Source organism: Myxococcales bacterium, assembly GCA_022184915.1.
Lineage (GTDB): Bacteria > Myxococcota_A > Polyangia > Fen-1088 > Fen-1088 > JAGTJU01.
Map to the genome: position 1 here is coordinate 47562 of JAGTJU010000003.1, position 23750 is coordinate 71311.

17 protein-coding genes are annotated in these 23750 nt (G+C 67.0%); 10 read left to right on the forward strand and 7 right to left on the reverse strand.

All coding sequences use genetic code 11. The features are described 5' to 3' along the window. Positions 1 to 63 precede the first annotated feature (63 nt). A complete protein-coding gene (locus KA712_11735) occupies positions 64 to 4032 on the forward strand; it encodes a DUF4215 domain-containing protein (GenBank protein MCG5053623.1) in 3969 nt (1322 codons plus the stop codon). Between the two features lie 58 nt (positions 4033 to 4090). Then, complete coding sequence (locus KA712_11740; GenBank protein ID MCG5053624.1) at positions 4091 to 5467, forward strand: FAD-dependent oxidoreductase; 1377 nt, start codon at positions 4091 to 4093, stop codon at positions 5465 to 5467. Between the two features lie 10 nt (positions 5468 to 5477). Here KA712_11740 and KA712_11745 read toward each other — a convergent pair whose 3' ends face one another. Both KA712_11745 and KA712_11750 read right to left on the reverse strand, forming a co-directional pair. Beyond that, positions 5478 to 6377 carry an RluA family pseudouridine synthase gene (locus KA712_11745; protein MCG5053625.1) on the reverse strand — a complete coding sequence of 300 codons (900 nt, stop codon included), beginning with the start codon at positions 6375 to 6377 and terminating at the stop codon, positions 5478 to 5480. A gap of 5 nt (positions 6378 to 6382) precedes the next feature. Next, positions 6383 to 7960, reverse strand: a complete 1578-nt coding sequence (locus KA712_11750; protein ID MCG5053626.1) for a transglycosylase SLT domain-containing protein — start codon at positions 7958 to 7960, stop codon at positions 6383 to 6385. 708 nt (positions 7961 to 8668) lie between these two features. Here KA712_11750 and tatA point away from each other — a divergent pair. Both tatA and KA712_11760 read left to right on the forward strand, forming a co-directional pair. Continuing rightward, positions 8669 to 8884 (forward strand): twin-arginine translocase TatA/TatE family subunit, encoded by a 216-nt coding sequence (gene tatA, locus KA712_11755; GenBank protein MCG5053627.1) that lies wholly within the window; start codon positions 8669 to 8671, stop codon positions 8882 to 8884. A 238-nt stretch (positions 8885 to 9122) separates the two neighbouring features. Next, the gene (locus KA712_11760) at positions 9123 to 9374 is read left to right on the forward strand and encodes a polyhydroxyalkanoate synthesis regulator DNA-binding domain-containing protein (GenBank protein ID MCG5053628.1); all 252 of its coding nucleotides are present in this window, start codon (positions 9123 to 9125) and stop codon (positions 9372 to 9374) included. A 184-nt stretch (positions 9375 to 9558) separates the two neighbouring features. Here the strand turns inward: KA712_11760 and KA712_11765 are convergent, their stop codons facing one another. Then, positions 9559 to 10665, reverse strand: coding sequence for a hypothetical protein (locus KA712_11765; GenBank protein MCG5053629.1), 1107 nt, complete (start codon positions 10663 to 10665; stop codon positions 9559 to 9561). 161 nt (positions 10666 to 10826) lie between these two features. On the opposite strand from KA712_11765, the gene KA712_11770 reads away from it, so the two are divergent. Both KA712_11770 and KA712_11775 read left to right on the forward strand, forming a co-directional pair. Then, on the forward strand, positions 10827 to 12398 hold the full coding sequence (locus KA712_11770; protein MCG5053630.1) for an ABC transporter permease: 1572 nt from the start codon (positions 10827 to 10829) through the stop codon (positions 12396 to 12398). Positions 12399 to 12413: 15 nt separating this feature from the next. Continuing rightward, positions 12414 to 14303, forward strand: coding sequence for a hypothetical protein (locus tag KA712_11775; protein MCG5053631.1), 1890 nt, complete (start codon positions 12414 to 12416; stop codon positions 14301 to 14303). Positions 14304 to 14310: 7 nt separating this feature from the next. Here the strand turns inward: KA712_11775 and KA712_11780 are convergent, their stop codons facing one another. From KA712_11780 to moaA, 4 genes are all read right to left on the reverse strand, one after another. Beyond that, a complete protein-coding gene (locus KA712_11780) occupies positions 14311 to 15366 on the reverse strand; it encodes a cytochrome c maturation protein CcmE (protein ID MCG5053632.1) in 1056 nt (351 codons plus the stop codon). Further along, positions 15366 to 16823, reverse strand: a complete 1458-nt coding sequence (locus KA712_11785) for an RluA family pseudouridine synthase (GenBank protein ID MCG5053633.1) — start codon at positions 16821 to 16823, stop codon at positions 15366 to 15368. The genes KA712_11780 and KA712_11785 overlap by 1 nt, the downstream gene beginning before the upstream one ends. 191 nt (positions 16824 to 17014) lie before the next feature. Next, positions 17015 to 18424 (reverse strand): M20/M25/M40 family metallo-hydrolase, encoded by a 1410-nt coding sequence (locus KA712_11790; protein MCG5053634.1) that lies wholly within the window; start codon positions 18422 to 18424, stop codon positions 17015 to 17017. Positions 18425 to 18475: 51 nt separating this feature from the next. Then, positions 18476 to 19606 (reverse strand): GTP 3',8-cyclase MoaA, encoded by a 1131-nt coding sequence (gene moaA, locus KA712_11795; GenBank protein ID MCG5053635.1) that lies wholly within the window; start codon positions 19604 to 19606, stop codon positions 18476 to 18478. A 159-nt stretch (positions 19607 to 19765) separates the two neighbouring features. Here moaA and KA712_11800 point away from each other — a divergent pair, with 159 nt between their 5' ends. The 4 genes from KA712_11800 (at position 19766) to KA712_11815 (ending at position 23697) form a co-directional block, all read left to right on the forward strand. Beyond that, complete coding sequence (locus KA712_11800) at positions 19766 to 20137, forward strand: hypothetical protein (GenBank protein ID MCG5053636.1); 372 nt, start codon at positions 19766 to 19768, stop codon at positions 20135 to 20137. Positions 20138 to 20339: 202 nt separating this feature from the next. Continuing rightward, complete coding sequence (locus KA712_11805) at positions 20340 to 21008, forward strand: succinate dehydrogenase cytochrome b subunit (GenBank protein ID MCG5053637.1); 669 nt, start codon at positions 20340 to 20342, stop codon at positions 21006 to 21008. A 2-nt stretch (positions 21009 to 21010) separates the two neighbouring features. Next, positions 21011 to 22924, forward strand: a complete 1914-nt coding sequence (locus KA712_11810; protein MCG5053638.1) for a fumarate reductase/succinate dehydrogenase flavoprotein subunit — start codon at positions 21011 to 21013, stop codon at positions 22922 to 22924. Next, complete coding sequence (locus KA712_11815) at positions 22924 to 23697, forward strand: succinate dehydrogenase/fumarate reductase iron-sulfur subunit (GenBank protein ID MCG5053639.1); 774 nt, start codon at positions 22924 to 22926, stop codon at positions 23695 to 23697. The genes KA712_11810 and KA712_11815 overlap by 1 nt, the downstream gene beginning before the upstream one ends. Positions 23698 to 23750: the final 53 nt, after the last annotated feature.

Sequence of the window (23750 nt, forward strand, 5' to 3'; positions counted from 1 at the left end):
CCATTTCTTGGTAGCGCTCGACGGGCGCGCTAAAATCTCTGCTTACCGTTGGAGACGATGGCCTTGAAGACCTTACGCCCCTCGTTCGCTTTTCCTTTTGCCTTCCTGTTCCTTGCCGTGGGCGGGAGCCTCGTAGGTGGCTGTATCGAGCGCCCTCTCATCGAGATCGCGGGCCCGGGTGGTGCCGGCGGCCAAAGCACGGACGCCGCCCCGCCCGTCGACCCCCTCGACGCGTTCCTCTTTCCCATCACCGATGCCCTTGCCCTGCCCGACGCCCCCGTTTGCCCAGGTCCCCTCTGCCCCGACGATGCCGCCACATCCTTCTGTGGCGATGGCCTCGTCGACCAGGCCGAGGAATGTGACGACCGCAACGCCCGCCCCGGTGACGGCTGCTCGGGCCTTTGCCGCGTCGAAAAGGACTATGCCTGCCCTTCCCCCGGGGAGCCTTGTGTCTCCACCGTGCTCTGCGGGGACGGCCTCCTCTCCGGCGCAGAAACCTGCGACGACCGCAACACTGCGAGCGGCGACGGCTGCTCCGCCTCCTGCGACCGCGAACCCGGTTTTGCCTGCGCCACCCCGGGCGCCCTCTGCACCCCCGTCACCTCCTCCAGCCGCTGCGGCGACGGCGCCATCAACGACAGCGAAACCTGCGACGACGGCGGCACCGTCTCCTTCGATGGCTGCTCGGGCACCTGCCAGCGTGAGGCCGGCTGGAGCTGCCCTTTGCCCGGTCAGCCCTGCACCAAAGACGAGCTCTGCGGCGATGGCTCTCTGGGTCCCAACGAAGAGTGTGACGACGGCGATGTCGCCCCCGGCGACGGCTGCACCGGCCTGTGCAGGCGCGAGCCCTTCTTCTCCTGCCCCACCCCCGGCATGCCTTGTCTGTCCACCATCATCTGCGGTGACCGCTTGGTCGTCGGCGACGAGGCCTGCGACGACGGCAACACCCTGCCCGCCGATGGCTGCAGCTCCGACTGCAAATCCAGCGAACCCGGCTTTACCTGCCCCGTCGCCCTCGGCGTTGGCGGTCCCTGCGTCCCCGTCCCCTCCCAGCGCTGCGGCGACGGCCGCCTCTCCTACGGTGAGTTCTGCGACGATGGCAACGACCTCGCTGGCGATGGCTGCTCCGCCTCCTGCAGGGAAGAGCCCGGCTTTACCTGCAACGCGCCAGGCACCCGCTGCCAGCTCACTGAGTGGTGCGGCGACGGCAAGCTCAGCCTCGCCCGCGCTGAAGAGTGCGACGACATGAACACCGTCTCCGGCGACGGCTGCACCTCCGAATGCATCAAGGAAGCCAACTTCGTCTGCCCTCAACCAGGCCAGCTCTGCTCTTCCACCATCCGCTGTGGCGATGGCCGCCTCGGCGGCAGCGAAACCTGCGATGACGGCAATGCCCGCGCCGGGGACGGCTGCAGCGCCACGTGCAGAACCGAGAACGGTTGGACCTGCACCCCGGGCGGCGTCTGCCGCGCCACACGCTGCGGGGATGGCATCTTGGCAGGCGACGAGACCTGCGACGACGCCGACGCCGACGCCGGAGACGGCTGCAGCAGCCTTTGCCGGATCGAGGTGCCCGCCGTCGATGAACGCGATGGCTGGCTCTGCCCCACCCCGGGCATGAGCTGTGTGCGCACGGATTGTGGCAACGGCACCCGCGAGGGCAGCGAGCAGTGCGACGATGGCAACAACGACATGGGGGACGGTTGCTCGCCCTTCTGTCGCAAAGAGCCGATCTGTCCGGGGGGCAACGCATCGTGCCTCACCCAGTGTGGCGACGGCCTGCTGCTACCGGAAGACAAAGCCAAGGGGCAGGAGTGTGACGACGGCAACACCGTGGCCGGCGACGGTTGCTCGGCCGACTGCAAAGTGGAGAAGGGCTGGAGCTGCACCGACAAGGTGGTGACGGCCGATCCCTTGATTCTGCCCATCGTGTACCGCGACTTCAAAGCCTACGAAAATGGCGGACACGTGGCGTTCCAGTGGAGCATGGGTGACCCCATCGATCACACCCCGGACGAAGACATCTGGGTGCGCACCCGCCTCGGAACGGCCGCCGACACGCTACCCGACGGCACGTCGCTTTTGGGCAAACCCATCTTCAAGTGGTACGTATCGTGCGGAGCCACCGGCTGCGCGAACCTCGCGCCGGGCTCGGGCCAAACACAGCCGATGGGCACGGGTGGGGCGGACACCTGCAACGCCATCAAGGGCGCGGCCACCGGGCAGCGCAACATGAGCCCCTGGGGACGCCCGTTTTACTGGTGTGGTTACGGCGCACAGGACTTCCTGACGTTCAGCCAGTGGTACCGGGACGTGCCGGGTGTGAACCAGACCCTCCTCGATACGCTCACGCTCGGAAAACTCCCGGGCAACAGCTACCAGTTCTCGAGCACACAGTTCTTCCCGCTCGACGGCAAGGGCTTCGGCAACGAGAAGTGGAACCGCAACTTTCACTTCACGAGCGAGGTCCGCTACTGGTTCGAGTACGACCCTGCGGCGAACGCGCGCCTCACCTTCTACGGCGACGACGACGTCTGGGTGTTCGTGAACGGGCAGCTCGTGGTGGACATCAGCGGGACCCACGGTCAGGTTCAAGACAGTGTGACGCTGAACGCGAACACCCGGGACATGAGTGGCACGCTGCTCAATCTGAAAGAGGGGGGCGTCTACGAGATCGTCGTGTTCCAGGCCGAACGCAACACGTCCGACTCGAACTACCAGCTCACCCTGTCGAACTTCACCGCCACACGCAGCGAATGCGTCACCGTGTGCGGCGACGGCTTCGTCACCCGCGACGAGGCTTGTGACCTTGGCACTGCCAAAAACACCGGCGCGTACGGCACCTGCAACGCCAACTGCACCCTTCCTCCTCGCTGCGGCGATGCCCTGACCAGCACCGCCAACAGCGAACAATGTGACAATGGCGTCAATCTCACGCCTTACGGCGGCGCCTCCAAGGTGTGCGGCGCTGAGTGTCGCTTTGCCCCCTACTGCGGCGACGGCATGGTCGACGCCTCCTTCGGAGAGCAGTGCGATCAAGCTCAGCAAAACGGCATGGGCTATGGCTTCTGCGCGGCAGACTGCAAGCTGGGTCCGCGGTGTGGTGATGCCGTGACCAGCAACGGGGAGGAATGCGATGACGGGTCCGCCAAAAACGGCACCTCGGCGAGCGCTTGCATGAGCACCTGCAAAGCCAAATGCGGCAACGGCCTGCCAGATCCAGGCGAGCAGTGTGACGACGGCAAAGCCAACAACACGGGCGCTTACGGAAAGTGTCGCACCGACTGCACCCTCGGGCCTCGCTGCGGCGATGGCATCCCCAACGGGGGTGAACAATGTGACGATGGCAAAAACGACGGCACCTACGGCACCTGCGCGCCAGGCTGCGCGTTCGGCCCCCGTTGCGGCGACAACCAAGTGCAGGCCACTGCGGGTGAGCTCTGCGACCAGGGCCCCGCCAACGCCAGCAGCGCCTACGGCAGCAACCTGTGCACCACCCGCTGCCGGCCCGCCCCCCGTTGCGGCGATCGCACCGTGGACGTCACGTTCGGCGAGGCCTGCGACGACGGCAAAAACGATGGCACCCCTGGCTCCTGCGCCAGCGACTGCAAAGCGGCCATCCCCCTGCCCTCGTGCGGCGACGGCGTCAAGCAGCCCGACGAGGCCTGCGACACGGGCAGCGCCAACGGCACCCTGGAAAGCCCCTGCGACTCACGCTGCCGGATAAAGTGTGGCAACGGCGCCAAAGACCTGGGCGAGCAGTGTGACGATGGCGTCAACAGCGGCGCCTACGGCACCTGCAGGCCCACCTGCACCCTCGCCGATTACTGCGGCGATGGCGCCAAAAACGGCAACGAAGCCTGCGACCTCGGCGCCCAGAACGAGCCCGCCCCCTATGGCCAAGGCAAGTGCACCACCTCGTGCCAGATCGCGCCCTTCTGCGGCGACGGCCGCATCCAGTCGAGCCTCGGCGAAGAATGCGACGGCAGCATAGGCTGCAACACGATCTGCAAGATCGTCCCCGTCCTCTAGCCAAGCCCTCCCGAGGTGTGAACTCCCAAAGCCCACCTCGATGAGCTAACCTCTCGTCATGTCCCTCGAGGCCGTGATGGGATCCGGAGCGGCGGCTGCCGGACACTGGGTGGCGGTGATTGGCGGTGCCACGGCAGGCGCCGAGGTGGCCGCCCACCTCGCCGACAAGCAGGTGAACGTGGTGGTGTTCGATCAGAACCCACGCCCCTACGGCAAAATCGAGGACGGTCTGCCGCGCTGGCACGAAGCGCTGAGGAAGAAGGAATACCACCTCATCGACGACAAGCTCACGCGCCCGCGGGTGCACTACGTGCCCCTGTGCAAGATTGGGCGTGACGTCGACTTCGACGATCTCACGGATCGTTGGGGCTTCTCCGTCGTCGTGCTGGCCTGTGGGGCCTGGCGGGACCGCACGTTGCCGTTACCCGAGGCTGCGCGCTTCGTGGGCAAGGGGCTCGTTTACCAAAACCCCTTCGTCGTCGCGTTCAATCACGCCGAAGCCCCTGGGCAGCCCGGCCCGCCCCTCGCAGACGGCGCGCTGGTCATCGGAGGGGGTCTTGCCGCGATCGACGTCGCGAAGATCCTGATGCTGGAGACCACCCGGCGGGCCTTGGCGCTCCAGGGCGTCGACGCCCCCCTGGTCGAGCTCGAGCACAAGGGCATCCCCGCCTTCCTCACGGCGCACGGTCTGCAGTTCGCCGACCTCGGTCTGCGCGCCTGCACGATCGTCTACCGCCGTCGGGAAGAAGACATGCCGCTCGTCGAGATTCAGGACGGCGCTGATGCGGCCCAGATCGATAAGACCCAGAAAACCAGGCTGCGCATCTTGCACCACGCGCAGGAGAAGTTTTTGTTCCGCGTGCAGCCGCTCGCGCTCGCCGAGGCGATCCTGCCGGACGAAGACGGGCACGTGCGGGCACTCCGCATCAGGCGTGCCAAGGCGAAAGACCACGACACCCTGACCCCCACCGACGATCTCTTCGATATGCCGACCACGCTCATCGTGAGTGCGATCGGCAGCGTGCCAGAGCCCATCAAAGGGGTTCCTTTGCGCGGCGAGCTCTTCGATTTTTCGGACTGGCACCTGGGCCGCCTCGCCAGCCACTCGAACGTGTTTTCCGTGGGCAACGTGGTCACCGGCAGAGGCAACATCGCGGCCTCGCGCAAGCATGCCCGCGAGATCTCCGAGTCCGCCGTCGCCGCTTTTTTGGGCCTCAACGCCGACCGTGCGGCCGAGTCGGAGGTGGCATTCCAGCTCTCCGCCCCCGCGCGCAGCCAGGCCCAGAACGTGGCCCACGCCGTGGCGATACAGCTCGAAACACAGGTCCCGCCGGCGTCCTCGACCCTGCTCACGCGTGTCCATGCTTTGCAGGCCCGCGTGGGATATACCGGCGACTACGCCGCCTGGATCGCGGCGCATCCGCCCCGCGCCTGAAGGGCCGCCCTCAGCGGGCCCAGTCGGGTGGAGGCGCCGTGACCCGCAAGGGCGTGCCCGTCACGGGGTGTTGCAACCGCACCGATTCGGCGTGCAGCCTGAGGCCATCGACCTGCAAAGCAGCGGCGATGAGGCGTGCGGGCCCGTCGGCGTACACCTCGTCGCCGAGAACGGGGTGTCCCAGGTGGGCAAGATGGGCGCGCACTTGATGAACGCGCCCCGAGGCCAGGCGAGCCCGTACCAAGGTGGACTGGGACCGCAGAGCCACCCGCTCGACCTCGGTCCGGGCCGGCAAGGGATCCCGCCCTCCGCCCACCACGGCCTGACCCCCACGGGGACCGCCCCGCCCGATGGGCTCGAAGACCACCTCCGACAAGGGCGTGTGCCCCGCCACCTCGGCCAAGTACGACTTTTCGCAGGACACATCACCCAACGCGGCCCGCAGGCCATGCCAGGCGGTGCGCGTGCGGGCCGCCAGCAACACGCCAGACGTGCCTCGATCCAGGCGGTGGCCCAGGCCGCCCTCACGCGGATCTTCGGACGCGCTGGCACACTCGGAGAACCGCGCGATGAGCGCGCCCGCCGCGGTGGGGCCCTCGTCCGCGCGCAGGGGGTGCGAAGGCAGCGGTCCTGGCTTGTTCACGGCCACAAGGTGTTCGTCCTCGTAGAGCACGACCAGCTGCACCTCGGGCTGCGGCCGCAAGACGACCTCCGCGGGCGCCTCACCTACGTCCACCTCGATCCATGCCCCTGCCTCCATGCGGCGGCCTTTCGCGAGGCTTCCCCCCGAAACCCTCACCGCGCCTCCCTCGAGCAACGCGCGTGCCTGCCGAAGCGAAAGGCCACATCGCGCAGCGATCAGCCCGTCGAGCCGCTCGCCCGCGGACACAGCGTCCACCTCGATGCGCATCGGTGCTACTTCTTCGTGCGGCCGCCCTTGGGGGCCGCCGTCGCGGTCTTCTTGGGTGCGGATCGCTGCGAGGTCGTTTTGCTCGCCGGCTTGCCACCCGCTTGCGACGCCGCACTCGTCTTCGTGCTGGCGCTGGGCGGACGCGCCCGCTGATGAGCGGCGTCCGAAGCACCGCCCGCAGGCCGCCGGGCGCCAGGGGCCGTGTGCCCCACGGCGTGTTCGCGCGGCAGCTCGGGCGAAGGCGAGTAAACGATGACGTCCTGTCCTTCTTCCAGGGACGCGTTGTACGACAGGCGGTTGATGCGGGCGAGGTCGTTCGGTCGCAAGCCATAGCGCCGCGCGATCTTGGCCAACGTGTCCCCCGGCTTGGCCTTGTACGAAAGGCGTGTTTTGCCTCCCTGTGCCGCGCGCAGCGCCAGGAACTCTTCCGAGCCCAGCGTCACGACCTGAAGCTTCGCAGGGTCGAGCAGGGCCACGCTGTTGCGATCGAAGTCCTCGGCGATGAAGAGCTGCAAGATCATGCCCTCCTGGAGCTTCGCCTCGGGATCCACGTTGTTCCACTCGAGCAGGTTTTCGATCGAAACCTCGAACCCCGCGGCCACGTCCTCCAGCGTGTCCGCGCTCTTGGTCTGGTAGAACACACGCTCGCGCCCCTCGTAACTGAATTCCCGGTCGGGCACGGCCACCAGGATCGTCTCCTCCGCCGGAGGCGCCGACGCCTCACGGGTTTTGGCGGCCAGCTCGTCTTCGGCGGGGCGGGGGCCGAGCGGCACCACGACCGTCGTTCCGCCCGCCAACTCCCGGCTGTCGCCTAGACCGTTCAATTTCCGCAGCTCGCGGGCGCTCAGCCCCCGCGCCTTGGCCAGATCGTCGAGCGTCTCGCCGAAGCGCAGAACCACAGCTTCGAGTTGGTCGGACTTGGTCGCCGACTTGTGAAAGTTCCGAGCGAAGGCCTCGCCAACACCCGGAGGCACCCGCAGGAGCGAGGGACCTCGATCGGGCGGCGTGCGGCCCCGGATGAGCTCCGGGTTGAGATTTTGCACGTCTTCCACGGCCACCCCCGCCGCGCGCGCCACGCGCTCGAGAGCCGTGCCCGGCGCAACCTCCACCACGTCGTAGGCCAGGGGCGGATCGGGGGCCACGGCATCGAAGCCGAAGGCGTTGAGGTTGTGCCCGATCACCGCACACGCCAGGATCTTCGGGACATAAAGCGTGGTCTCCCAGGGAAGACCCGCCTCGTGCCTGACCAGCTCCCAGAAGTCGTTCGTGTTGTAGCGGGCGATCGACTTCAACACTGCGCCATATCCCGCGTTGTAGGCCGCGAAGGCCAGCGGCCACGAGCCGAAGCGCACGTAGAGATCTTTCAGATAGCGGGCAGCGGCCTCGGCCGCCCGCTCGGGGTCCCGGCGGTTGTCCACCCAGTAGCTGACCTCCAGCCCGTACGCGCGGGCGGCCCCCTTGATGAACTGCCATACCCCCCCAGCGCCCGCGTTCGACAACGCGCCGGGATCGAAGCCGCTCTCGACCATCGCCAGGTAGACCAGGTCCTTCGGTACGCCCTCGCGCGTCGGCAACCGCGGCAAAGGCGGCCTGGTAGCGGCCCAGGCGGCGGCGCCAGCTGCTCATGATGGCGCGCCCCCGCTCGTCCGACTTGAAGAACTCGAGATAGCGCAGCACGCTCGGGTGCCAGCGCACGGGCAGCTCGGGCACGCTGAGCGATTGCAGCCACGGGGCGTGCGGCGCGAGCGCGGGCTCTTCCGCCGTCCGGTCGTGCGCGGGGGAGCGCAACACGGGAGGCAAATCACCACTGCCGCTCCACCGGCCGGGCAGCCTATCGGGCAGGGCCTCCCCCACCGCTTCCCCCTGGGGATCTTCAGGCTCGTACACCTTGACGGGGGGGGCTCCGGGGCGCGGGAACGTGCGCGCCTCGAAGCGACGCAGCTCGCGCAGCTCCGGGCTTTCGGCAAGGCCCGTCTCGTCGAGCGGCACACCCCGAACGGCCCGCCTCTCGCGCTCGTCCGGGCCGTCGAGGGGCTCCGCGCGCACCACGCGCGCTCCGGGGACCACGGAGGGAAGCAAGACCAGCCCCAGCGCGACCGAAAAGCCGAGCCGAATCTGGGTGTGGACAGAGCGAGCCATGCGCGTCTCGTGATGGTAGCGGCAACCCGGGCGGGCCTCCAAAAAAGGCGTCACGCGCCCCCCGGCAGAGCCCAGATCGTTTGTGGGAACGCGTGTTTGCTCGCTCTTGGGGCAGGTGGTATAGAGGGGTTTCAGTTCACTGGAGGGTTCCCATGCTCGGCGGCTCCGAATGGATCGTTATTCTCGTCATCGTCATCATCGTCTTCGGTGCCACGAAGCTCCCTCAGCTGGGCGACGGCCTCGGCAAGGCCATTCGTAATTTCAAGCGCGCTGTGAACACGGGGGGCGAGATCGACGTGACCCCGAAAAAGCCCGAGCTCAAAGACGGGCCCCAGGCGCCCGAACCCGGCGCCAAGAGCGAAACGTAACCGCACCGGAACACCACCGGGTGGTCTTTCCCAAACAGCTTGTAACTAGCTGTTTACATTAGAGAATCCCTCCTAGCCCCGGACTGTACCTCCCCTCGCGGTGGGGCCCGTTGCGGCTCGTCGCATCATTCGCAGATGTGGGCTTGTCGAGGAGCCTGGCTCGGAAAAACCCGAGTGATTTCAACGCACTGCGAATTAGAAGTTGACGCATTGAACCGTGGGGGTCAAACTGACAAGCATGGCCACGCGCGTGATCAAACGTTACTCGAACCGCAAACTGTACGACACAACCGACAGCCGTTACGTGACGCTGCAGCAGATTGCGCAGATGATTCGCAACGGCGACGAGATCCGGGTGACTGACAAGACCACCCAGCAGGATCTCACCACCGCCACCCTCGCTCAGATCATTTTCGAGGAAGAGAAACGCTCCCCGAAGCTGCCTGTCGAGGGACTTCGGCGGATCATCCGTACCGGTCTGCAGGCGTGACCTGTCGCCCTTTCTTGCGGCGCCGGCGGACGAAGCTGGTGTCGGAGGAACGACCCGACAAGCACGCTCCGGCAGGGCCGCTCTGCGGCTAGGCACCGAGATCGCATCTCGGCGAGGCGAAAGACGCCCGCCGCCAGGCGAACTGCGGTGCCTTTTTCTTTGGTGGCCTTGCGCGCCGCCACACTCAAAAGTCGAACCCACCGCTGAGGGTCACGCGGTCTTGCCGGCCGCTCCCGTCGCGAGCCGCGCTGCCTCCACTCACCTGCACATCATCGCGGGAGCGGCCCGGAGGGGCGTATTCGTACTGCCCCGCCACGAAGACGCTCGCAAACTTCAGCTTCACGCCCCCGAAGAACCTTTGCCGCACGATGGTGCTCTGGTCGGAAAACGAAAAGTTCGCCTGGAGGTCGCGATCGGGCAGGGCCGGGCCGCACCCCGGACCGCCCGAGAGACCTGCCTCCGAGAGGACCCCGTCGCAGGCCGGCGTGGCATCGATGACCCCGCTTTTGGCCTTGATGAGGAGGTAGCTCCAGCCCCCGAAGGGCTCGAACCGAAAGGTGCCTCCGATGCCAAAAGCCTTCGAGGCCAGAGCATCGAAGCTGGCCACGTCGAGCCGCGCCTCCGCCGAACCGGTCACATGGGATAGCCCTGCGCGCAGCGCCACCGAGGGCAAAGGCCAATCGTGAAAGCCCTCGTGCAACGCCAGCTTGGCATACGCCTGGTAAGCGACGAGCTGGGACTGAAGCAGGTGAACCACTCCCGTGCCCACCTCCATGGAAGGCAGTGGCAGCCAAATGCCCTTCTTCACGAAGACACCGATCGTGGACAACCAGGCGTCGGGACGGTCAGCGAGACGGTTCTGGGGAGACACGCCCTTGACCCCGTCCCAGTGGCGCTCCTGGTTGCTGATGCGGGTGAGGCCCAGCTCGGCCGAGACCTGAAATCCGGCAAAGCCGATGGTATCCGCGGGCGTCACCACCTGCGGGGCCATGACCATGCCGAGCTCAGACATCAGACTGCGAAACCGGCTCGACGCCTCGGGGTCCAGCACCACGCGCGACACCGCGCCGTCTGCGTCTCGCTCTACCCACGCGCACTCGCTCGCCTGGCCGCCGGCCAGGCCGCGGGGCGCACTCGGCTGGCACAGATTCAACAACGAAAGGTCGAGTCGTCCCGCCTCGGCCACACCGGGGAGCAAGGCAGCGCCCAGCACGACGGCGTTCGTCAGGCGCCCGAGCAGGCGGCGCGAGCATCGCGACCATCGGGGGCCAAAGCGGCGCGGCACAGGCATGCGTTCACACGGTAAGGGGCCAGGCTTTGGCCTGTCAAGGAACGACGACCCGAGGCCGCCTTCATTTGACCGGACGTGCCCGGGCGGCTAGCGTCCCCCGCGTCTGGCTCGCGGAATTCGCGACCTCCCCGCGAAAACGCCTGTCCTGTTTCGTCTCGTCCATGCTCGCCCGCATCGCCCGCCTCATCGCTCTTTTCGCCACCCTGGCGCTCATCGCCTCTGCCGTGGCGATTCCCAGCGAACGCACCGTGTTGTCGGTGCTGGCGGCCGAGGTGGCCGTGTTCGGCTTCGTGGTGCATCTCTTCGGGTTCGACCTCGAGCGCACCGTGGCCCTCAGATACTTGAGACGCCGCACCGCTTCGAAGGGCGCGCGGATGGCCCTCGTCGTCTCGGCCGGCTTGCTGCTGGTGGGCCTTGTCACGTTTTTGGGCGGCCACGGCCGGGGCCGGGCCCTCGAGACCCTCGGCGCCTTCCTGCTCTTCGGAGCCTCCGTGGCGTTCGCCCTTACCTTGCTGCTGAACCTGTTTTCCATCTTCACGGCGGTGTCCACGTTGGGGGTCGCCCTGGGGGTGGCATCACTCGTGGTGGTGCTGTCCGTGACGAGTGGCTTCGAGCGCGAGTTCCAGAAGAAAGTTTTGGCCGTGAACGGCCACTTGATCGTCACGAGCTATGGAAAGCCCGGCGAAGCCGAGACCGCACGAGAGGCCGCCGAGATCGAAGCCAAGCTCGCCGGGCTTCCCGGCCTCGTTCGCATGGAGCGCTTTTCGCTTTCGGCGGGCGAGGTGATGATCGGCAAAGCCGGCGCGAATCTCAAAGGCGTGGACATGTCTCGCGGCGGCACCGATCTCGCTCCCACCGTCGAAGCAGGGAGCTTTGCAGCCCTGGGGCAAAACGCCCAGTGTCAACCCAAGCCTCTGTTTCCCGGGGACGTGCCAGGCCCCCCGGAAGACGCCGGCCGCATGTTGCTGGGCGTGGAGCTGGCGCAAAAGCTCCGGGCGAAGGTCGGCGATTGCGTTGCGGTGCTGGTGCCGTTCTCTGCCAAAAACGACGATTCCGTCCCGTCCTACCCGTTCAAGGTCGTGGGTATCTTCCATCTGGGCTTCAACGAGTACGACTCGCGGCTGGCCTACGTGAACCTCGAGGACGCCCAGCGGCTGGCAGGCGCACGGCAGTCCATCTTTGGCATGGAGCTTCGCTTCGCAGATCCCTTCGCGGCGCTTGCGCTGGTGCCCGAAGTGGAGCAGCGCCTTGGCCCCGCCTTCCGCGTGATGGACTGGCGCACGCTGAACGGCAATCTGTTCACGGCGCTCACGATGCAGAAGGTGGTGATCTCGATCGTCCTGCTCATCATCATCGTGGTGGCGGCGTTCAACATCCTGGCTTCTCTCTTTCTGATCGTGCGCACGAAGGAGCGAGAGATCGCCATCCTGGGATCCATGGGCGCCCGGGCCCGCCCCATCTTGGGGATCTTCTTGGCGGCGGGGGCCGTGGTGGGCATCGCCGGAGGCGGCTTGGGGCTGACCCTCGGGCTCTCACTCTGCAGCATCGTGCAGCGCTACGGCTACGCACTGGATCCCAAGGTTTATCTCATCGAGCGTCTGCCCGTTCAGATCTCCCCCGTGGAGGTTCTTTTGGTGCCCGCGCTGGCTCTGGCGATCTGCCTGCTTGCCACCCTTTATCCGGCGATCAAGGCCAGCCACCTGCGCGCGGTGGACGGCTTGCGACAGGACTGAACCCCAGGTGAAAGCATGATCCGCGGTGGACGCGCGCTGAAGACGTGCGGCTTTGCTTCGACTCTCCTCGCGCTCGTGGCGTGCGGCTACATGTCACAGGGCTTCCGGGCGCCCGTAGATCGGGGGGCCAAGCCAAGTCCCAACGACCCCTTGGGGGATCACACCCGCCGCATCGTGTACGTGGACCAGGGCTGGGACGAAACCGACAGCCTTTGGTTCTACAACACCACCCAGGGCTCGAACCTCTTGCCCTACGAGCTGTTTTTGCATCTCGAGCAAGCGTCCTCGACCCAAGCGTTTCGCGACGACGCCAACATGCTTCGGTACCGGTACCTGCTCTCCAAGCCCACGTGGGACAATCCGGACGCTCTGCCGGTGGGCTTCGTCAAGGACACGTACCGCGGCCGCGCTTACGTGGGCTTGACCTGCGCCGCCTGCCACACAGGGCAGCTCGACTATGGCGAAGTGGGCATTCGGATCGATGGCGGCCCTGCGCTGGCCGATCTACAAGGGTTTCTGGAAGGCCTCGAAGCGTCGCTCGCCGCCACCTTGCGGGACGAAGCAAAATTCCGGAGGCTGGCCGCCGCGGTACAGGGAACCGCTCCCGCAGCGACGTACGAGCAACGTGCAAAGCTGCGCACGGAACTCGCAACGTGGCACGCGCGGCTGTCCGGAGAGAACCGCCAGAACCACGGCGGCGTGCCTCGCTACGGCTACGGCCGGGTGGACGCCTTCGGCCGCATCTTCAACCGTGTCTTCACGCGCCTGACACCCGACGATCCCCACAACACGAACCCCAGCAACGCACCCGTCTCGTATCCTTTTCTCTGGGACACGCCGCTACACGATTACGTGCAGTGGAACGGGCTCATCAGCAACGAGAAGAACCAAGTGGCCGCGCGCAACGTGGGCGAGGCGCTGGGCTCCTTCGCCAGCTTCGACCTCGATACGGGCGCGTCCTCGGTGGTGCTCCCGAACCTGAACCGCATGGAGCGGCAGCTCCGCGAAAAGCTCTGGTCACCGCTTTGGCCCGCCGTGCTTCCCGCCATCGATCCGAAGCGGGCGGCGCAGGGGCGCAAAGTGTTCGAGCGGTACCGATGCGGGACCTGCCACGAACCGATCGGCGATCGCGAAAGTACGAAGCGACGGGTCGTCGCCCAGCTCATCAGCTTGCCCCGCGTGGGCACCGATCCCACGATGGCGCGCAACGCAGCCACCCTCGAGGGGCTCGCGGGCTTGATCGAGGGCGAGCCCTACGCGAACAGCCCCGGGCGCCATGGGCGCACCACCCCCGCGCACAAGGCCTTGGGCTCAGCCATCAAGCGCGTGATCACGCGGCCCGATCCCGACCGCTGGTTCCTGCGGCGCTGGTGGGACCTGGGCTACGAGCTGGCCACGGGCCTCTTGGACACGACCATCAAAAACCCCTCGAGGCACGTCGATCACGTGCCCGTGGGCAACCGCGACGTGGTCGACGATCTGCTGGTCTACAAGGCGCGCCCCCTCAATGGGATTTGGGCCACGGCGCCCTACCTGCACAACGGCTCCGTGCCGAATCTCTACGAGCTGTTTTTGCCCAGCTGCGCCGAAGGCCCGCCTGCGGACCCCGGCACGCCCTGCCGATCACGATCGTTTACCGTGGGTAGCCGACGCTTCGACCCGGTCAAGGTCGGCTTCGAGACGCCCTCGGCCACCAAACGACCCGCACTCTTCGTCTTCGACGCGACCCTACCCGGCAACAGCAACGCGGGCCACGAGTACGCCGCCGGTGTCACCCCCGTAATGGAACTCGACCCCGAGGGACGGCCGGCGCGGGGTCCCGACGGTGCGCCCCGGCTCGCGTGGCTGCCCCCGATTTCGGAGGACGACCGCTGGGCGCTGGTCGAGTACTTGAAGACGCTTTGAGGGACGCCTACGAGCCGGTGTTGGGCGTGGGCGCGTTGCCGATCAAGTTCGAGCCCTCTTTCGCTTCGTAGCGCGAGGGGCACTTGGCCTGGATGGATTCACCTTTGAGCTGCTCGCTGCCTTCGAGCATGCCCGTCACCACCACTTCGGAGTCTGACTTGAAGGTGTCCGGCACGATCCCGCGGTAGTAGACGGCCAGTTTTTGCGGGGCGCGGGGCGAGCGGCTTTCCACGATGAAGCGGTAGTCGAGGGTGCCGGGCTTTTTCTCGATGCTGGCCGGCACCACGTAGCCATGCACCTGCAGCTTTTTGCCTTGCCAGGCAGCGGGGGAGGTCATCACCTCGTCCACGTGCTTGTAGTAGGCCGTTTCTTCCTTCGTCGAAGTCAACAAAAGCCCGGACACCAGGCCCACGATGACCACCACCGTGGCCACGATCTTGACCGCAGCCGACTTGGACACGGGGGCAGGTGCGGTGTTGCTCATGCCGGCAATCGTAGCAGCCCGGGGAAAGCCGAGCCAAACCGATCGTCGGGGCGCGGCGCGCGCCTGGCGCAGGACGCCATCCGGGGGGCCGCCTGCCAGCCGCGCCAGAAGCTGCCTGACGGCGGCTTCCAGGGCGGGCAACACCGTGGTGGCGGGCTGGTCGTAGACGTCGTCAAACGCCCAGTACAAAATCCGGTCGGTCCACTGCGGAAAGCGCGCTGCCACCATGGGCCGGTGCTCGTCCTCCTTGACCGCGATCACCAGGGTGGCCGACGCGAGCGCTTCCTGCGTCACATCACAGGGCAGGCGGTTTGGGTCGTACGCGATGCCGCGGACGCTCAGCGCCTCGCGCGTGTGGGGGGACAGGGCGCCGGGGTTGCGCTCCCAGCAGCGCTCCGCGAGCCCGGCGGATGACGCCTGGTGCGGCAAGCCGAGCTGACGGGCGTGGTGATTGAACACCAGCTCGGCGAAACGACTCCGGTAGTAGTTTCCGGTGCAGAGGAAAAGCACGTGAGCGGCAGCGGAAGGCATGATGGTGGCAGTGCGGTCGTTTGTACCACCGTCGCGGGCAGGGGACATCAGAACGGCACCTCCGTCGTGACGTGCAGAGGCAGTCCAGAGGCGGGATGTGTGAACGCAAGCCCCGCCGCATGCAACATCAAGCGGCCCCCTCCCCGCCCATAGAGGCGGTCGCCCACCAGAGGCGCAGCCAGGCCCAGCGGGTGCGCCGCATGCACCCGAAGCTGGTGCGTGCGCCCGGTCAAGGGTTGCATGGCCAGGCGCGTATGCGGCCCCTCGTGTCCCAGCACCTTCCAGCGGGTGGACGCTGGCTTTCCCCTTTCCGGATCGTGCAGCTGGCGGGGCCGGTCATCCACGTCGAGACGCAGGGGCAAGTCGATGCACCCTGCCCCCTGCAAGCGCCCCTCGGCCAGGGCGACGTAGTCCTTTTTCACCAACCGATCCCGAAACTGCTTCTGGAGGTTCACGTACGCCGCTTTCGTTTTGGCGGCCACCAGCAGCCCCGAGGTGTCCTGGTCGAGACGGTGAACGAGGAAAAGGGGCTGCCCTGCCCGGGCGTGCGCCTCGAGCCGACGAAGCACGCTGTCCTGGTTTTCGGCGCCCCGGCCAGGCACGGACAGCAGGCCCGCGGGCTTGTTCACGACGCAGAGCCACTCGTCCTCGAACACGATGGGCAGCGGTGGCGGCACCGCAGGCGTGGCGCTGTGAGCGGCCGCCACCGGGAGCCCCTGCAACAGGAAACCGAGCACGGGTCCACACTTGCCGCGGCACGCGGGGTAGAACACACCGTGTGTTCGGGTTTCGGACCGCGGGGAGGCCCCCCACCAGAACTCGGCCAGCGCGAGCGGGCGTAGACCCTCCGCCAGCGCGAACGCCAAAAGCTTGGGTGCGGCGCAGTCTGCTGCCCCCGCAGGCGGCGCCGCGGGGGCGAAGGCCGCACGGAGCGGCAGAGACATGCCGTGTGCATTCGTCAGAACGTAGGTGTCGTGAAGCGCGCGCATGAGGCGTCTGCATACGAGTCGCTTGAGCCGACCGTGCGCCCTCAGCCGCCGGGCCAGCGGCGCAAAGCGGGCCTCGAGAGCTGCCGTCGCAGCCGCCTGCACGGCCTCGAAGCGCCGCCGCCGCGCTTTGTCGCCGCGGCTCTGCCCTTCGAGCTCCTCGAACGCCGCGGCGGCCGCCCCTTCCGCCTGCAGCCGCTGCCGTGCCTCGGCCCGCGCCTCCTTGCGCGCCCGGAGCTCCGCCTGCAGGGCCGCGCGCTCCGCGTGCGTTTGCTGTGCATGCGCCTCGCGGGCGGCATGCGCCGCTGTGAAGCCCGACGACGCGGCGAACGCGGCCTCACGCGCCTCGAGCGCCGCCACCACCGCGGCCCCGGCGGGCTCGAGGGACGCCCGCGCGGCGCGGTCGAAGACGGGGGGCACGAAGCCAGGCAGCTCCCAGGCCCCGAACCAGGTGCCGGAGAACGCTTTGAGGTACCCAAGCCGCCCCCTCCGATCCACGCCCACGAGCACCCCGAACATCTTCCCTTCGCCTGCCGCGGCCAGCGCACGACCCAGGGCCCCCGCATCGAGATCCTGCATGACCTCGAGCGCCGCCGCCCGGGCCAGAGGCTCTGGCCCGAGAGGGTCGAAGGGACTTCGCAGCAAGGCCCCCGCGGCCGGCATGGCCACATCCGGGGGAGGCGTCCAGAGGTGGAAGGGGACGACCCGGGTCAGGCGCGCGCCCCCTTCTTTCGCTTGGGGGACTGCGCGGCCTGTGGCAGGTTGGCCAGCTCGAAAAAGTACCGATAAAACATGTTCATGCCGCCGGCGCTCTGGGGCCAATCGAAGTTCTCGTCGACGGCGTGGTAGCCGTGCTCGGGCAACGAGAGGCCCGCGAACACGATGGGCGCCGCGAGGCGACGCTGCATGGTCAAGACGGCGCCGATCGAGCCCCCCTCGCGCGTGAACGCGGGCGCCCGCCCGAAGGCTCCTTTCATGGCCCGGGCCGCTGCGTCCTGGTAGGGGCCACCGAGGTCCCCCAAATAAGGCTCGAGCACCCCTTCCTTCTCGACGATGGCGTCGGGGCAATGCTTCTTGATGAAGGCCTTGATGAGAGCGAACACCTCGTTCGGATCTTGGTCCGCCACGAGCCGCGTGGACAGCTTCGCCTCGGCGGCATGGGGCACGATGGTCTTGACGCCCGGTCCGGTGTAGCCGCCCACGAGGCCGTGTACCTCGAAGGTGGGTTGCGCCATGATCGCCTGCATCAGGGTCTCGTCGTCGTCGAAGCGCACCTTGTGCAGCTCGTGAGCCGCCTGGAACTTGCGGCGAGAGAACCCCGCCCGGGCAAAGCTCTGCCGCTCCCTGGTCGTCAGCTTGCGTACGTCACGGTAAAACCCTGGGATCTTCACCTTGCCGGTCCGCGCGTCGTAACAGGTGGCGATGAGCGCGGCCAGTTCACCCACAGGGTTGCGGGCAGCGCCTCCCGTGGTCCCAGAGTGCACGTCCTTCGCCCCCGTTTCGAGCCGGACGGTGAACGCCAGCAAACCCCGCAAGCCGTAAGGGATCGCAGGGCGGCCCGCGGAGATCCAGATCGTGTCGGAGACCACCACCGAGTCCGTGGTGAAGGGCTGCTTTCCCTTCGTGAGCCGGGCCAGGCCCGCGTCGAAGTTGGGGCTTCCTATTTCCTCTTCGAGCTCCCACAAAAACTGAATGTTGAGCCCCACGTCGTCGGCGACGGCCAGCTTCGCGCCGAACAAAGCCGCCAAGGCGGGGCCCTTGTCGTCGGTGGTCCCTCGCGCGAAGTAGCGCAGCCCCTTGCGCGTGAAGGTAAAGGGCGGGGTCTTCCATTCGGCCGGATCCGCCGGCTGCACGTCCAGGTGGTTGTAGATGGTCACCGTGGGCAGCTTCGGATCTCGCATCAACCGACCCACCACCAAGGGGTTGCCCCCCGTGGGTACCAGGTCCACCTCGGCGCCGATCTCGCGCAGGCAGGCTGAGGCCTCCTCGGCGCAGCGGGCGATGTCGGTCTTGCGCGCCGGGTCCATCGACACGGAGGGAATCTCCACGAGGCGCGCCAGGCGCTCCTCGAACGCGCCCCGCAGGCGCTGAATCTGGGTCTCGAGCTTGGCAGAGGGCATACGACGCGGAGTTTATACCGAAGCCCCGGGGTGTCCCCTTTTCGGATGCGCTCAGCCGCCGATGTGGACCATCAGCTTGCGCGGCCCCCCCGTCCCCCCGGCCTGAAAAAGATGGGACGGCGGCTTGACCGCCACGGCCTGCCGAATGGCAGCGGCAACGGCGTCGGGTCCCCCGCGACGAAGCGGCTCGCGCAGATCGGCGCCCCCATCGTGGGCAAGACAGGTGGCCAGGGTGCCCGCCGACGAGAGCCGTACGCGGTTGCACGTGTCGCAAAAATGCTCGGTGATTGGACTGATGATGCCCACGCGGCGGGGCGGCCCTGCCCAGTCCTTCGCTTCGAGACGAAGATAGCGCGCAGGCCCGCCGCCCCGGACGTCGTGGGCCTCGTCGGCGATCAGCGCGGCCCCCGGGTGGGCGGCCAGCAGGGCGTGGCGGATCTCGGCGGCCGACATGAGCGCGCCGGGAACGTAGAGGGCGCCCTCGCCCATGGGCATCTGTTCGATGAAGCGAGGCACGAAGCCCTGCTCCCAGGCGAACGAACACAACGAGGCCACCTCGTCATCGTTGAAGCCCTTGATGGCCACCGCGTTGAGCTTGATCTGCGCAAACCCTGCGTTCCGCGCGGCCGACAAACCTGCGAGCACCTCCGCGAGCACCCCCCGCCGGGTGATGCGAGCGAACTTGTCGGGGTCGAGGCTGTCGAGGCTCACATTCAGGCGGCGCACGCCTGCCCGCGAAAGAGGCTCGGCCAGCTCCGCCAGCCGATGGCCGTTCGTGGACAGCGCCAGATCTTCGAGCCCCGGGATGGCCGCCACCATGGCCACGAGCGTGAGGAGATCCTTCCTCACGGTGGGCTCCCCCCCGGTCAGACGGACGCGGCGAAGCCCCAGCGCCACGAAGACCTGCACCAGGGCGGCGATCTCCTCGAAGGAAAGCACGTCCTCTTTCCGGGTGTGGTCCACACCGTCCTCGGGCATGCAGTAGGTGCACCGGTAGTTGCAGCGGTCGGTGATCGAGACGCGCAGGTACGTCAGGCGGCGGCCGCTCGGGTCCTCGAGGCCGAGAGGCGCTCCGGGCGACGGCAGCGCCGCGGACAACGAGGAGGCCGCGGACACGATGCCGTTTCCCCCTGCCGCGGGGGCCGCTTCGAGCGAGGCGCTGTCCGTTGGTCTCGTTTCCACCGTATTTCTCGTCGAGAGGCCACCGCTGCCCCCGGCCGGACCGTCCCGGACGATGGCCCGCGTCACACCAGGCTCGCCTGGGCCGAGCGACTCGACCTGCGAGAGTATGCGAGCGCGCGTTGACCCCGGCCACACCTCGTGGGAAAACACCGCTTCAAGATGTCCCTTTTCAGCTCCGTAAAAGACGTGATGATGGGCCAGGCCATGAAGCTGGCTGGCAGCCCCCAGGTGACCCGCCTCATGACCGATCCCCGGCTCATGAACGCCGCGATGAAGGCCATGAGCCTGGGCGGAACGGTCAAAACCAAGCTCGACCAGTGCGGAAAGGTGGCGGGCGGCATGTTCGGCCTGGCCACCCAGGACGAGGTCTCGAACCTGCGCAACACCATTCAAAACCTGGAAGACCAGGTGGCCGTGCTCGAAAGCCGTGCCAGCGCCGCCGAGGCCGAGGTGGAAGCCGCACGCGCCGAGGGCGAGGGCGAGGGCGAGGGCGAGGGCGACAAAAAGCCCCGCGCCAAAAAGAGCAAGTAAGCGGGCGGGGCAGCACGTACGTCAGCGGCAGGCCTGACGTCGGCCAAGCTCCCTCGGCCGGGGCGACGCCAGCCCAGGCAGGGCAGACCGGAGCCCTCGAGCGTCCTGCCGCGCGCACGCCCCGGCACGCCTGCAAAAAGCGCAGCAATTGCGGGGCCGACTTAGTCGCGCTTTTGATCGGTCTCTGATATGAGTAACCACCATGCAGAGAGTCGTAGCTCTCTATCAATCGACGATAGGTAAGAAGGTGCTCATGGCACTGTCGGGGGCCGCCATCTTCGGCTACCTGATCGTGCACATGATCGGGAACCTCCAGATCTTTCTGGGTCCCGACGTAATCAACCGTTACGCAGCCCTGCTGCACGACACCCCCGTCCTCCTCTGGGCGGTGCGGATCGTGTTGTTGGTGGCGTTCCCCGTGCACATTGCCATGGCGGTGCAGCTGAACGCCCGGAACAGGCAAGCGCGGCCGGTGCCCTACGCATCGTACAAGCGCAAGGTGTCGAGCTACGGGGCCCGCACCATGATGTTCTCGGGTCCCTTTCTGCTGGTCTTCCTGCTCTTCCACCTGGCGCACCTCACCTTGGGCGTGCAGGTGGTGCCCTCGGCGTATGTCGAGGGTGACGTTTACCTCAACATGGTGAACGGGTTCACCGTGCCGTGGGTGTTCGTGTTCTACGTGGCGGCGGCGTCGCTCGTGGGGCTGCACATGGTGCACGGCGCCTGGAGCATGTTTCAAACCCTGGGCGTGTCACATCCACGCTACAACGGCATCTTGAAAGAAGTGGCCTTCGTCGCCACGGTGGTGGTGGCCGGCGGCTTCGCCCTGGTGCCCCTCGCCGTGTTCCTCAAGCTGGTGGGGGCTCAATGACCATGCAACTCGATTCCAAAATCCCCTCGGGCCCCATCGACACGTCGTGGGATCGTCACCGCTTCGATCTCAAGCTGGTCAATCCGGCCAACAAGCGCAAATACGACATTATCGTCGTGGGCTCGGGGCTGGCGGGCGCCTCCGCAGCCGCCACGCTGGCCGAGCTCGGCTACAACGTCAAATGCTTCTGCTTCCAAGACAGCCCCCGCCGCGCCCACAGCATCGCGGCCCAGGGTGGCATCAACGCAGCCAAGAACTACCAGAACGACGGCGATAGCGTCTATCGCCTGTTTTACGACACGGTCAAGGGTGGCGACTACCGCGCCCGCGAGGCCAACGTCTACCGCCTGGCGCAGGTTTCGGTGAACATCATCGACCAGTGCGTGGCGCAGGGCGTGCCCTTTGCCCGAGAGTACGGCGGCCTGCTGGCCAACCGCTCGTTCGGTGGGGCCCAGGTCTCGCGTACCTTTTACGCCCGGGGGCAAACCGGGCAGCAGCTGCTCCTCGGCGCCTACCAGGGGCTCGAGCGCCAGATTGGTCTTGGCAAGGTCAAGATGTACGCCCGGCACGAGATGTTGGACGTGGTGCTGGTCAACGGCCAGGCCCGTGGCATCGTGACGCGCGACCTGGTGTCGGGAACCCTCGAGACGCACACCGGGCATGCCGTGCTGCTCTGCACCGGCGGGTACGGGAACGTGTTCTTCCTGTCGACCAACGCCAAGGGCTGCAACGTGACGGCCACCTGGCGCGCCCACAAAAAGGGCGCTTACTTCGCCAATCCCTGCTTCACGCAGATTCACCCCACCTGCATTCCCGTTTCGGGCGACCACCAATCGAAGCTCACCCTCATGAGCGAGTCGCTGCGCAACGACGGTCGGGTCTGGGTGCCAAAGACTGGGGGCGACAATCGCGCCCCGAACGACATCCCCGAAGCCGACCGAGATTATTTCCTCGAGCGCCGCTACCCGTCTTTCGGAAACCTCGTCCCGCGGGACGTCGCAAGCCGAGCCGCAAAATCGGTGTGTGACGAGGGCCGCGGGGTAGGTCCCGGCGGGCTGGGCGTGTACCTCGACTTCGGCGACGCCATCAAGCGGATGGGGGAGTCGGTGGTGCGTGAGCGCTACGGCAACCTCTTCGAGATGTACGAGCGGATCACGGGCGAAGATCCCTACAAGGTGCCCATGCGGATCTACCCCGCCGTGCACTACACGATGGGCGGGCTCTGGGTGGACTACAACCTGATGTCCACCATCCCGGGTCTGCACGTTCTCGGCGAAGCCAATTTTTCCGACCACGGCGCCAACCGCCTGGGGGCCTCCGCGCTCATGCAGGGCCTTGCCGATGGCTACTTCGTCATCCCCTACACCCTGGGTCACTACCTGGCCACGACCAAGCTCGACCCGGTCTCCCCCGACCACCCCGAATGCAAGGCCGCCCAGACCGCGGTGAAAGAGCGGCTCGACAAACTGCTCGGCATCAAGGGCAAACGAACGCCCGACTCGTTCCACCGGGAACTGGGAAAGCTGATTTGGGACAAGTGCGGCATGGCCCGCAGCGCGGCGGGTCTGAAGGAAGCGTTGCAGAAGATCCCCGCCTTGCGTGAGGAGTTCTGGCAAAACCTCAACGTGCAGGGTGTGAATGAATCGCTGAACCAAACGCTCGAGAAGGCAGGGCGCGTGGCGGATTTCCTCGAGTTCGGCGAGCTGATGTGCCTCGACGCGCTCGAGCGCGAAGAGTCGTGCGGCGGTCACTTCCGCGAAGAGCATCAAACGGAAGAAGGAGAGGCGAAGCGCAACGACGACGAGTTCTCGTACGTCGCGGCCTGGGAGTGGAAGGGTGCGGGCGAGCGCCCTGCCCTGCACAAAGAGGCCCTCAAGTTCGATTACGTCAAGCCCTCTCAGCGGAGCTACAAGTGATGAAACTGACCCTGCGCATCTGGCGTCAGAAGAACGTCAAGGACTGCGGCCACTTCGAGACCTACGAGGTCCCGAACGCCAGCCCCGACATGTCCTTCCTGGAGCTGCTCGACGTCCTCAACGAAAAGCTGCTGGCCGAGGGCAAGGAGCCCGTGGCGTTCGACAGCGATTGTCGGGAAGGCATCTGCGGCACCTGCGGCGTGGTCATCGACGGCCGCCCCCATGGTCCCATGGCGAACACCACCACGTGTCAGTTGCACATGCGCGTGTTCAAGGATGGCGACCAAATCACCGTGGAGCCGTGGCGCTGTGGCTCGTTCCCCGTGGTGCGCGACCTCGTGGTGGACCGTGGGGCCTTCGACCGCATCATCGCGGCGGGCGGGTACATCTCGGCCCGCACCGGCAGCTCGCCCGACGCCAACGCGCTGCCGATCCCGAAAGAAAACGCCGACCGGGCCATGGACGCTGCGGCCTGCATCGCCTGTGGAGCCTGCGTGGCCGCCTGCCCGAACGGGTCCGCGATGCTGTACACGGCCGCGAAGGTGTCGCATCTCAATCTCTTGCCTCAGGGGCAACCCGAAGCCCTGTCACGTGTGCGCAGCATGGTGGCGCAGATGGACAGTGAAGGGTTTGGGGGATGCACGAATACGGGCGAATGCGAAGCGGCCTGCCCGAAGGGCATCAGCCTCGAGACCATCGCCCAGCTGAACGGCTATCTGCTCAAGGCCTCCCTCAAAGCCCGGCCTGCCATGGCTGAAAAGGGCGGCGAGTAAAGCAATGCCTGACCCCCGTGGGGACGCCCCTGGCCGCATGCAGGCCCGGGCGC

Coding starts and splice junctions, on each gene's coding strand:
- KA712_11740 (MCG5053624.1), top strand. CDS start 4,091: ATGTCCCTCGAGGCCGTGATGGGATCCGGAGCGGCGGCTGCCGGACAC.
- KA712_11745 (MCG5053625.1), bottom strand. CDS start 6,377: ATGCGCATCGAGGTGGACGCTGTGTCCGCGGGCGAGCGGCTCGACGGG.
- tatA (MCG5053627.1), top strand. CDS start 8,669: ATGCTCGGCGGCTCCGAATGGATCGTTATTCTCGTCATCGTCATCATC.
- KA712_11760 (MCG5053628.1), top strand. CDS start 9,123: ATGGCCACGCGCGTGATCAAACGTTACTCGAACCGCAAACTGTACGAC.
- KA712_11765 (MCG5053629.1), bottom strand. CDS start 10,665: ATGCCTGTGCCGCGCCGCTTTGGCCCCCGATGGTCGCGATGCTCGCGC.
- KA712_11770 (MCG5053630.1), top strand. CDS start 10,827: ATGCTCGCCCGCATCGCCCGCCTCATCGCTCTTTTCGCCACCCTGGCG.
- KA712_11775 (MCG5053631.1), top strand. CDS start 12,414: ATGATCCGCGGTGGACGCGCGCTGAAGACGTGCGGCTTTGCTTCGACT.
- KA712_11780 (MCG5053632.1), bottom strand. CDS start 15,366: ATGTCCCCTGCCCGCGACGGTGGTACAAACGACCGCACTGCCACCATC.
- KA712_11785 (MCG5053633.1), bottom strand. CDS start 16,823: ATGTTCGGGGTGCTCGTGGGCGTGGATCGGAGGGGGCGGCTTGGGTAC.
- KA712_11790 (MCG5053634.1), bottom strand. CDS start 18,424: ATGCCCTCTGCCAAGCTCGAGACCCAGATTCAGCGCCTGCGGGGCGCG.
- KA712_11800 (MCG5053636.1), top strand. CDS start 19,766: ATGTCCCTTTTCAGCTCCGTAAAAGACGTGATGATGGGCCAGGCCATG.
- KA712_11805 (MCG5053637.1), top strand. CDS start 20,340: ATGCAGAGAGTCGTAGCTCTCTATCAATCGACGATAGGTAAGAAGGTG.
- KA712_11810 (MCG5053638.1), top strand. CDS start 21,011: ATGCAACTCGATTCCAAAATCCCCTCGGGCCCCATCGACACGTCGTGG.
- KA712_11815 (MCG5053639.1), top strand. CDS start 22,924: ATGAAACTGACCCTGCGCATCTGGCGTCAGAAGAACGTCAAGGACTGC.